The sequence below is a fragment of the Moorena bouillonii PNG genome, from assembly GCF_001942495.1.
In the GTDB taxonomy this organism is placed as follows: domain Bacteria; phylum Cyanobacteriota; class Cyanobacteriia; order Cyanobacteriales; family Coleofasciculaceae; genus Moorena; species Moorena bouillonii.
The window spans coordinates 3,273,278-3,284,522 of sequence record NZ_MKZS01000001.1; the positions used below are offsets into that span (position 1 = coordinate 3,273,278).

7 protein-coding genes are annotated in these 11,245 nt (G+C 42.9%); 2 read left to right on the forward strand and 5 right to left on the reverse strand.

The window, feature by feature from the left end; all coding sequences use genetic code 11:
• Nucleotides 1-250 precede the first annotated feature (250 nt).
• The 5 genes from BJP37_RS13335 to BJP37_RS43540 all read right to left on the reverse strand — a co-directional run bounded on the left by BJP37_RS13335 (nt 251) and on the right by BJP37_RS43540 (nt 9,460).
• Entirely contained in the window at nt 251-4,792 is a 4,542-nt protein-coding gene (locus tag BJP37_RS13335) for a tetratricopeptide repeat protein (protein ID WP_075899419.1), read from the reverse strand.
• Nucleotides 4,793-4,810: 18 nt separating this feature from the next.
• Entirely contained in the window at nt 4,811-4,993 is a 183-nt protein-coding gene (locus BJP37_RS36445) for a hypothetical protein (protein ID WP_143727599.1), read from the reverse strand.
• A gap of 118 nt (nt 4,994-5,111) precedes the next feature.
• Nucleotides 5,112-5,978 (reverse strand): DUF928 domain-containing protein, encoded by an 867-nt coding sequence (locus BJP37_RS13340; protein WP_075899421.1) that lies wholly within the window; start codon nt 5,976-5,978, stop codon nt 5,112-5,114.
• A gap of 319 nt (nt 5,979-6,297) precedes the next feature.
• On the reverse strand, nt 6,298-8,550 hold the full coding sequence (locus BJP37_RS13345; protein ID WP_075906060.1) for a CHASE2 domain-containing protein: 2,253 nt from the start codon (nt 8,548-8,550) through the stop codon (nt 6,298-6,300).
• Between the two features lie 781 nt (nt 8,551-9,331).
• Nucleotides 9,332-9,460, reverse strand: a complete 129-nt coding sequence (locus BJP37_RS43540) for a hypothetical protein (RefSeq protein ID WP_269086999.1) — start codon at nt 9,458-9,460, stop codon at nt 9,332-9,334.
• A gap of 191 nt (nt 9,461-9,651) precedes the next feature.
• On the opposite strand from BJP37_RS43540, the gene BJP37_RS13355 reads away from it, so the two are divergent.
• Together BJP37_RS13355 and bufB are read left to right on the forward strand one after the other, a co-directional pair.
• Nucleotides 9,652-10,053 carry a BufA1 family periplasmic bufferin-type metallophore gene (locus BJP37_RS13355; RefSeq protein ID WP_070392862.1) on the forward strand — a complete coding sequence of 134 codons (402 nt, stop codon included), beginning with the start codon at nt 9,652-9,654 and terminating at the stop codon, nt 10,051-10,053.
• Between the two features lie 267 nt (nt 10,054-10,320).
• The coding region (bufB, locus tag BJP37_RS13360) for an MNIO family bufferin maturase (protein ID WP_229415296.1) at nt 10,321-11,245 on the forward strand (925 nt) is incomplete at its 3' end.

The window sequence follows — 11,245 nt, forward strand, 5'->3', positions numbered from 1 at the left end:
CTCCCTCTTGTGCCTTAGCATCTTATCTTACCATCTAGAATGAAATAGCCCTGCCATTATCCCCCTTAAAAAAGGGGGACTTTGACTATGGCTCCCCCCTTTTTTAAGGGGGGCTGGGGGGGATCTAAATCTGGCGGAAAACTTTGAAAACACGCCCTAGGGGGGCGAAACCATACCCAGAATCAGCAACGCCGGATCGCTTTTTTGATCAATCCTATGTTTACATCTCCACTAAAAATGCTTCGCAACTTTAATCTTCTTCTTCTTCCTCTTCAATCACTCTGACTTGTTTTGCATACAGCTTCCCATTTCTTTCGTTTACTTCAACTTCAACTAAAGCGCCTTGAGTAAGCTGAGATGCAGAATCGGAACCAATGAAATTCTCATTAAACGTAATGTCTGAACTGCCATCATCAGGTGCAATTCGTCCCGAGCGTGAGTTGTCTGGATTATGCCGGATGTATCGAATTCGACCAATTTTGATTAACCTTACATGAATGCCTTTTGAAATCGCTGTCTGAATTTGGTCACGTAATTGTAGAAACCCTAAATAATTTGGGGCGATTTCCAGTGCTCGATCACAATAGGCTAATGCTTCTTCTCCTTTTTCCAAACTAAATAAAGCATCAATTAGATTACGGATAACAATTTTTAAACCCGGAATATTGGATAAGCTTTCATCAATTTCAAAGCCTTTTGATAATGCCTCAACAGCCTTTTCAAAATATCCGTGATCTATCAATGCCTGGCCCATTGCTGTATGAACCTTCGCGAGATGTGGTTGATCGTTAAGTTCTTCGCACAATTTGATACTTTTGCGAAAGTACATTTGTGAAAGCTTAAAGTTTTCCTCTCCTTCTTGATGAGCTTCTAATTGTCCTAAGCTATTGGCTATAATTGCTTCCCCTAGTTGATTACCAAGGTTGTGTGCTAGGTAAAAACTATCGCTAAGAATTTCGCGAATATCATTTTCTGTATAATATTTTTTTAACTTATGAATATCCATAACCTTTTCCAATTGCTTGTGATTGCTAGTCTTTATAGAAATGTTGATTGCTAAGCGGGTTGCCTGTAATGCTTCTTGATCATTTTGTTGATTATATAAATTGTGAACTAAATTACGAATAGAATAGATTAATGTATTACTTTCAAGATGTTCATGGTAATTTTCTAATAATTTAAAAACTTCCCAAGACTTACTGAATTTTTTAGATTCTTTTAAGAAATCAGCCAACCTAAACAACATGCTTGCATAGTCTTTAGGATTTATATCATCACTTAGATCGATTGCTTCATTTAAAATTTTAAATGCCTCTTTTTCTTTTTCTTTTTCTTGTTCGAATTTATTTTTGAATAAAAATGGCAATCCAATAGCAAGCTGTTTTTGGTCATTGGTATCTTTAGCGATTTGAATTTGTTGTTTAAAGGCTTCCTGTGCTTTCTTCAATAAATTATTTTTTGCTTTCCCTTTTGCTTGCCTACCTTTTTCTTGCAGAATTTTTCCTCGAATATTATAAAGGGTAGCCAGTTTTTTCTGATTTTTTTTATTGTCAGTATTCAAACATATTTGAATTGCTGCATTTATTGCTTCTAATGCTTCTTCAAAACTTTTTTTATTAGATAAACCGTTAGCTAAAATTCTTAGAGTTGAAACTAACCCATCACTATTGAAACTTTCATGAATATCTGCGGCAATTAATAAAATTTGCAAGGCTTCACTGAAATATCCCTGCTTATACAGTTCCCCTCCTAAAGTCATTGCACTAGCTGCAGCTATCCCAAGCTCTCCTGATTCTTTAATAATAAGAATCGCCCGCTTCCATCGCCCCTGAACTTTTTCTATTTCTAGAATGCCTTCTTGTAGATAGAGTTTGTATAAACTTATCAGTCTATTAGCAAGCTGATAGTCCTTGATAGCTTCGGCGATTTTAATTCCTTCTTCAAAAGCCTGCTGTGCTTCCTCTAATTTGCCCTGTTTCTGGAGCACTTCTCCTAAACGGTTCTTTGCAATGATTATTCCTATATCATTACCAATCTCGTTATCAATATTAATTTGTTTATTAAAAGTTTCAATGGCTAATTCCAGCTTACCTTGTTTTTGGTAGACGCCACCCAAGACATTCAGTACCTTAGCTTCGCGCTTCTTACGAGTCTCTAATTTCTCAATCTTTGGTAGATCACTCTGGGCAGATTTCAAGATTTTTTTAGCTTCTTCAAATTCCTTTGCAAAAGACCAGTTGCGAGCCTGATGCATTTTATATTTAACCACTGCGTTCCAATCTCCGACTTGTTGTGCCCAAGATTGAAATCTTTCTGTCAAAGCAATTGCCTTGTTCCAGTAGCCATGCTTTTCAAAGGATCGCTGTAGCTGTAAGACAAATTCGTAGTTTTCCCATTTTATCTGCTCTGTTTCAGCCTCCTGCTTTTGCAACCACTCGGCAGCTAAGAGCATATCATCCAAATCTGCAGCAGCTTCATCTACTACCTTTTCATCTTTTAAATCTTTAGTCTTTAACGATTCCACAAAAAATTTAGCATGGCGTTCTTGTGCTACACTTAGCAAATCCCCTTTTTTTGCTAGGCAGTTGGCATACTCGCGAACCAAGGTATGGAATACGAAGCGATTGTGTTGAGTTTCTGCATAGTTCAACAATGATAGGTCATACAATCTGCCCAAAACTTCCTCTGCTTCCAATTCATCTTCACAACCTGCCGCTGCCATCGCCGTTCTGATAGCAAATCCTTCCTCTGCACAAATGCTCAGGCAAGCCAAAAAATCAATCTCTTCTTGTTCCAACAAATCTTTGCTCAAACTCAAGGAGGCTTCTACATTGAGGTCTTCGTCTCCCTTTATAAGCAATCGAGGTAGGAGCTTCAATTGCTCTTTGCGCTTTTGTAAGGAGTTTGCCTGAGCTTCTAATGAAAGTGGTTTTCCCTGCAACGCTGCACCTACTATTCGGAGTGCTAATGGTAATCTCCCAACAATTTCCGTTATCCGCTGAGCTGCGGCTAATTCGTTATTGATATTGGATTCACCCAGAATTTTTCCTAGTAATTTTAAAGCATCCTCTTCCGGTAGCGATCGCAGCCTAATCGTCTGAGCTTCTGGCACATCTAAAGAAACAGGTAGAGTCTGATTCCGGGTAGTGACAATCACAGCACAACTGTTGCCCCCTGGAAGTAGCTCCTTGATACTTGCTTCTTCCGCATTATCGAAAATCAGTAGCATACGCCTTGGGGCAAACAAGGTTTGCATAATCTGCCAAGGTTGTCTGTAATCCTCATCGTCGATGGGCTGGTTAATCAGCGATGCAAACTCCTTTGCGATGCTATCTAAGTCCTTGTTTACGTACTTCTCACTGTCTTGGTCTTTGTAATTCACTCGAACAGTAACCACTCCCTCGGAAAATTCCTGGTCATGGATGGTGGCAAAGTGATACGCTAAGGTAGATTTACCCATGCCTCCTGTTCCCGTCAATACCACAATCTTGCGTTTGTCATCTTCCTGGGACAGTAGCACCTCTTCTAGCTGCCTTAGCTCCTCTTCACGTCCAATGAATCTTTTGAATCTTTCTATATTGTAGTCCGGTATTCTAGAGCGGGAAGGGGATAAAGCATCAGTTGTTAAGGTTTGAGGCGTTGGTGATGGGTTTTTTTTTTCCGTTCCAAGACCTTCAATATTGCGCAGCAATTTCACCGTTACTGGTTCCGTGCCGTTCTTGTCTTTGGGCAGTCTAAAGCTAGTATCGCAACCAATCTCCAATCCGCCCCCCTGTTTTTTCTCTGCTTTACGGGGGTAGATGCTCAGGGAGGCAGTTTTCCCTTCGATCTTCAATTCGCATAGTGAATAACCATGCACCCGTTCCTGGTTTTTTTCCCCCCAGCCTTCCATACCGAACAAGGAACAGCCTTGCAGTGTGCGTCGAGGATTCGCACCACCTTCAGCCAAGCTTCCTAGGTTGGCCTCGTGCATATGTCCAAACAGATGCAAAGCGAATCGTTCCGGCGGGCTGTGAATCTCGCTCTTTAGCTGCTCTTGAGCTTGGTCGGTTAACCAATCCTGGGGGTGGTGGGTAAGCAGCAAACAGGCATGGTGTTCTTTTGCCCAAGACGGTCCATTTGGATTACAGGCTCTATTGAACTGGCGCATATCTAGAGCCAGCTTACCTTTTCGGTCACCGCCCATCAGTTGCAGAAAGGCGCTATTGAGTCCTAAAATTCCGAGTTTGAACCCGTCTTTCTCAATTGTTGCTGAAAAATCTCCTGGCAGTATGCCCTTTGAATAGATGTCTGGCTTAGGTACGGTTGTGTTTTCCCACCATTCAACATAATTCTCGAAAGCTTTCTTTACAAGCTGTCGGTAAAGAGAGTGGTCGTCATTCCAAAATTCTCCTTGAATATCATGATCATCGTTCCACAGATTCTTCAGACATTTCAATATGGGGTCTTTCTGATTTTTTGGTCGAACCAGGTCGTGATTCCCAGGTACAGCCAGAAACTTCGGCTCAAATCCGATCTGGCGAAACTTGTTCCAGAAATTAGTTAATAGTTTATCTACCTGTTGGAATTCCGATTTACTGCCGCGCTGGGTGATATCCCCAGTAAACATTACCAAATCTAAAGGGCCTACCGTTTCACAAAGGTACTCTAAATCCTCGAAGAAAATTTCCTCAATATTTGGCCAGAGATCCCCCAAGCCCTTCATACCCAAGTGAAGGTCAGTCAGATGTAACCACCTAAGGCTTACATCACTGTTATCTGAGGTTTTATCCAAACTCGTTGAATCAGTCACTGATTAGCTTCCAGTTGCCTAATATAGCATTAACCCTATGTAGATACATGAAACCCAATCTTGATTCAGGATAACACAGTGTCCCAATTGATCATGATCTACTAGTCTGTGATTGCTTTGTTCCAGTTTTACACAAGGTTTCGAGGAATGCGATCGCTTAGCGTGACCTAGGGTTCTTCGCGTAGCGTGACTGTAGGTCAATCGCATTTCCTAGAGATATATTGCGTTCGCGCAGCGTCGGGCTTTGCCCGAATCGCAAAACAACAAACCCAACCACATCCCATACTGTGTGTTAGCTCAGCACTGACCCACTCACCCACTACTGTGCCACACTACCCAATCCCACTTGTTCCAGCAAAGCGATAAAATCTGCTCGAATCGAGGAGTCATTGGGATTAGCAGCTTGAGCCTGGTAAAGGGCATCAAGGGCATCAAACCAAGCCCCTGCTTCGGCATAGATGATTGCTTGTTGATGCAGTAACTCAGAGGTGGAGCTGTTGGTATTTGCACCAACTGCTGCTAGCTTTTGCTCTAATTCTGGGGATTGTGATACCCGCTCAATCCAGCTCCTATAATAGGAAGTCTTAGGCGGGTTTTCGCGATCGCATTCTAGGGTAACAGACCACATATATATGTTCCTGTCTTCTTCCTCCAGTCCTGGTGGGTTTGCCATCAGTTCTGGACTGTTTTCCGGAAGTTCTACGGAGATAATCCCTACCTGACCTGAGTCAATCCTTTTCTCAAATATTGTCTGGTGTCCTACTGTGTCCACCAACGTAAATACTAGTGGTACGTCTACAGGCTCGGACAAATACCAGAAAAATCTAGGATGAGCAGATATAGTCTGTGCAGCTACTTTCTGTGAGGGAATTAACAGCGTCACCAATTCACTTGGTAACTGCTCACACCCGCCTCGTGAACCAGACCCATTACTCTTTCGAGGAGCGCTATCGGTTGGTGGAATAAATCGTAAGCGTGAGCGTTTAGCTGAACTATTTTGGGAACTATTTTGGGTTTCAGATGAGTTATGATTAGAATCTGCAACCTGACCGTTGACAGATTGCAACCCTTGAGAATAGCTTGGTTTAGGGGTGAGTGTGCAAAATAGCAGTACAATCAGGATTGATGTTGTACGTTCCCATGTTGTACGTCCCAATAAATTAATAATGTTAGCGGTAGTTTTCATAAGTTTATTGAATTATTAAACTAGAATAGACAATTACAAGAATTAGCATTAATCCTTAGTAAAGCCTGAGTTTAAGCTTAATTGTTTCAGAGATATAATTTTTTGGGGCCATGGATTTCTAATCTCAAATCCCGCTGACTAGTTTTCCTGTGGCAGGGAAACGATCAAAAGATTATCCCGCAACCAACACAGGGTTTTTCTAGCAGCGATTAACTAGACTTGAAATTAGACCAAATTGCCTGGAACCAGGTAACTTTTTATACCCGAAACCCTTGAGCCAACTCAACGGTGAATAAATTAGACTTCACAGAACTTAGGATCAATTCCTGATTACTGACTGGTATAGAGATTCTAGTTTTGCTGATATCTTTGGAGGGACAGCAGTTAACCGGATGTAAAAACTTCCCGGTTCTGCTGTTTTTTCTAAAACCTTGGCGTAGATGTCCTCACTGGGTTGCTTCACATTATCTGGATCGAGTAAGTTGAGCTTAATATTACTCAGTGGCTCAGGGATAGCAGAGATTTCACTGCTGTTAGCACGAAGCTTAGCTCCCTTACTTGAAATCTCTACTAAACGTCCAGTGTAGACCGAATTACTGATATGCTTTCCATCTAGAAAAGCATAATTAAATTGTAGCTCAATTTTTTGGTTAACCTGGAAAAACGTTTCTTGCTGTTTGGGGAAAAATAGGTTATAATGATGCCGAATTCGACCCACTTCATAGATAGTAATTGGCTGTTTAATTCCCTTGGGTTTTACCTGTATTTGACCGTCAATTCTTAAGCATTCGCCAGTTTCTTCCAAAGTGGAAGAAGAAATCATAACTTGACCACCAGTTGTATAAGATTCGATCCGGTAAGCCAGGTTAACGGCGCTGCCAATGACACTATATTTGGTGCGTTTTTCGGAACCAATATTCCCAAGCACAACCACACCGGTATTGATACCGATGCCCATTTCCAGTTTTGGATAGCCCAACTGCTCGATTTCTTCATTGACACTAGTCATGGCTAACTGCATCGCTAGGGCACAAGCCACTGCTCTGTGGGCATCATCCTCTTGGAGGGTGGGAGCACCAAAAAGCACTAAAATCCCATCCCCCATGAACTCGTCGATAGTTCCTTGATAAGCAGTAATCACTTCCGCCATGTGACCCAAATAGATGTTGAGGATTTTGACTACCTCTTGGGGATGTAACCGTTCTGAGATCCCAGTGAAGCCTCTTAAATCAGAGGTCAAGATCGTGATTTTCCGGTTTTCACCCCCGAGTTTTTGTTTGTCTGGGTTCTCCAGCAAATCCTCCACCACTTGGTCAGTTAGGTAACGTCCAAAAGTGTGACGAATCTCTTTAGCAGTGCTAGCAATGTAAGCTGTGATGGCAATTGCAGACCCACTTAAGGCTAACAATGGCGGTATCACCGGGAGCCACCAACCCCCCAAAAACGCTCCATAGGTACTTCCAAATAATGCCCCTGTGGCCACCACGGTAATCGCCGTTCTCCTCAAGGACAGCCCTCCGAGACCGCCAAGATAGCGCCATTTCCAAGTTAGAGTGGCACCGACTAAAGACCAGGCTACAATCCACAGGATTTCCACAGGCTCCGACCAGGTTTTGAGCAAGGGACGACCATCTTCCACAGCACTAATAATTTGGCTGACCATGTTAGCTTGGACTTCCACCCCAGCCGTTGACTCCCGGATGGTAGTGTCATTACTGTAGGAGGTGTAGAAAAAGTCATTTAAACTGACCGCAGTTGCACCAATTAAAACGATGGAATCATTGATCAAGTCATCTGGAATGTTATCTTCCAAAACGTCGGTCATGGTTACGGTGCGGAAGGTTCCCGCTGGTCCGCGATAGTTCAAGAAAATCTGGTAACCGCTATGATCGATTCCCACATAACCGCCGTCATTGCTGGCCAAAGGGCGAAACATGGCCTTGCCCCACTGGAAAATTCTGGGATCTTGCTGTAATGGTTCAGGAAAAATGTTTTTTGACTCTAGATAAATCCCCGCTAGGAGCATACTAAAGGAGGGCTGTACATGATCATTGACCTTCAAAGAAAGTAAGCTGCGCCGCAGGATACCATCCATATCGTTTACGACATTATTGGCACCTACGAGACCACGTTCACTGAGAATCGGTGGAGGATCCACCGCATTGTCAGGGTTGTCTTGATCGATGTATTCGATACCAACTAAGTTAGGTGTGGTTTCAAACACCCTGAGTAAGTCACCATGACCGGGTTCAACTAAAAAATCCCGATACAGGTCAAGACCAATCGCTGCAGGATTTTGAGCTTTGATTTTGTCTAAAAGTTGGGCAAGCATCCGATCAGTGATTGGCCACCGTCCAGCACCCTTTAAATCTGCCTCACTCATAGCCACAATCACAATCCGTTCATCCGTAGCTTCCTTCGGACGCCAACAAAAGTATTGGTCGAGAGCCGCTAGTTCGTAAGGCTGTAACCAGCCGAGTAGCCTGAAAGCGATCGCAATTCCAGCCACCACCGGTGTAGTAATTAGAACACCGCGCCATTCCCATAGTTGTTGTTTTAGTGGTTGCCACATATAGCAGTTTTCAATTGGGTGAGGTACTTTCGTTATGGGTTTTAGGGAACAGGGAACAGGCAATAGGCAATAGGCAATAGGCAATAGGCAATAGGCAATAGGCAATAGGCAATAGGCAATAGGCAATAGGCAATAGGCAATAGGCAATAGGCAATAGGCAATAGGCAATAGGCAATAGGCAATAGGCAATAGGCAATAGGCAATAGGCAATAGGCAATAGGCAATAGGCAATAGGCAATAGGCAATAGGCAATAGGCAATAGGCAATAGGCAATAGGCAATAGGCAATAGGCAATAGGCAATAGGCAATAGGCAATAGGCAATAGGCAATAGGCAATAGGCAATAGGNCAAGAGGCAAGAGGCAAGAGGCAAGAGGCAAGAGGCAAGAGGCAAGAGGCAAGAGGCAAGAGGCAAGAGGCAAGAGGCAAGAGGCAAGAGGCAAGAGGCAAGAGGCAAGAGGCAAGAGGCAAGAGGCAAGAGGCAAGAGGCAAGAGGCAAGAGGCAAGAGGCAAGAGGCAAGAGGCAAGAGGCAAGAGGCAAGAGGCAAGAGGCAAGAGGCAAGAGGCAAGAGGCAAGAGGCAAGAGGCAAGAGGCAAGAGGCAAGAGGCAAGAGGCAAGAGGCAAGAGGCAAGAGTGAAAAAATCCTGTGTACCTCATAGTTATGAAAAAACTGTATGACAGTTGAACCCTTAAAGGCTCTCTCTTAGCTTTGGATCGATTCAGTCCTCAAAAAATTGTTTCTTCTTGAAAGGGTGATTGACAATGATAAAGCTATTGGTCACTACAAGAGCATTAGTGGGTGCATCTCACTTTGGCAAAAACACTTAGCACAATAGAAGGCTAATATCATGTTATGATAGTTACCCTTAATAAAAATCTCCCCCATCTCCCCATCTCCCCATCTCCCCATCTCCCCACACTTCCCACACTTGCGGGAGTGATAGATTTACAACAAAAAGCTGATAGCTGATAGCTTAAGTCCTTTGTTTCCAAAGGTTTTCAAATGTCCTATCCTATTTTAATAACTTTCTCAGGGTTATCTCATACTTTTCAAAGACTCGGTTAAGATAGGTTAAATACTTTAAATAATAATTACATAGATTGGAATTAAACCAACACTGTTTTAGGTTAATTCTGTCTACGGACTTACGAGTCAGTTCTGATATTCGGGAGAGTTATGTCATGAAAGATATGAAAAAAACTGTAATGGTAAGCGCTGCCTTGACTAGTGTCTTGGCTCTAGGTTTAGGTGTAGCATCTGAAAACGCCTTGGCCGGTAAGGAAGGAATGGAAAAATGTGCTGGTATCGTTAAGGCGGGTCAGAACGATTGTGGCACCAGCAAGCATGATTGCGGCGGGATGGCTAAGGTAGATAGCGATCCCGAAGAGTGGATCTACGTTCCTGAAGGCACTTGCAAAAAGATTGTTGGTGCAACGATTGTAGGAGAACCAACCTCCAGCCAGGAAACTGAAAAGCCAACCGAGAGTGCGCAAGCCAATTAAACGAAGCTATCAGCAGGCTGGGCACTCAGCTATCAGCTTATGAATCATGGCTGAGTAGGGTTATGTACACAGATCCCCCCTAACCCCCCTTAAGAAAGGGGGGAATTAGATTCAGCTGAGTAGGGTTATGTATACAGATCCCCCCTAACCCCCCTTAAGAAAGGGGGGAATTAGATTCAGCTGAAATGCTTCGTGCTGATACCTTACCACTACCATGGATAAATCCTAACAATAATGTCATGAAAACAATGTCATGAAAACAATGCTATGACAACTCACCTTCCTTCAGCTTCAATTAACGGTGCTGGAATCGGTTTACGCTCCGCCCATTATCAAGATATCCTTACTCATAAACATACTATACCTTGGTTTGAAGTATTATTAGATAATTATTTAACGTCTCAGGGTTTACCACTCCACTTTTTAGAAAAAGTCCGCCAAAACTATCCCGTTACATTACATGGCGTCGGTATGTCTTTGGGGTCAACAGACCCTTTAGATTTAGAGTATTTGACAAACTTAAAAGAGTTAGCCCAGCAGATTGAACCAGCATACATTTCCGATCACCTATCCTGGATTTCCGTTAATGGTCACTATCTTAACGATTTAATTCCTCTTCCTTATACCGAAGCAGTGATGGAACATGTAGCCCAACGGATATTGCAAGCTCAGGAATTTCTAGGTTGTCGGATTTTGATTGAAAACCCATCGGCTTACGTGAGTTTCACAGATTCAACCATGCCAGAATGGGTATTTATCCAACAATTGTTAGAAAAAGCAGATTGTTACTTGCTGCTAGATGTCAACAATCTTTATGTCACTGCTACTAATCAGGGATTTGACCCCCTTGATTATTTGAATACAATACCAGCAACCAGGGTCAAACAAATTCATTTAGCAGGGTATGAAGAACGGGAAGATTATCTATTTGATACCCACGGTTATCCTGTTCATCCTCCAGTGTGGGAATTGTATCAAGCAACATTAGAGCGCTTTGGTCCGGTACCTACTCTGATTGAATGGGATACTGATATCCCAGCTTTTGAGGTATTAATCACCCAAGCGAGTAAAGCTCAGGAGTATTTAGATCAGGTAAGTATAACAAAGGGAATAGGGAACAGGGAACAGGGAACAGGCAGTCGGGAGTCGGGAGTCGGGAGTCGGGAGTCGGGAGTCGGGAGTCGGGAGTCGG

What these genes read in the sequence shown, in the direction of transcription:
- BJP37_RS13340 (WP_075899421.1), bottom strand. Translation starts at nt 5,978, where the DNA reads ATGAAAACTACCGCTAACATTATTAATTTATTGGGACGTACAACATGG.
- BJP37_RS13345 (WP_075906060.1), bottom strand. Translation starts at nt 8,550, where the DNA reads ATGTGGCAACCACTAAAACAACAACTATGGGAATGGCGCGGTGTTCTA.
- BJP37_RS43540 (WP_269086999.1), bottom strand. Translation starts at nt 9,460, where the DNA reads ATGGGGAGATGGGGAGATGGGGAGATGGGGGAGATTTTTATTAAGGGT.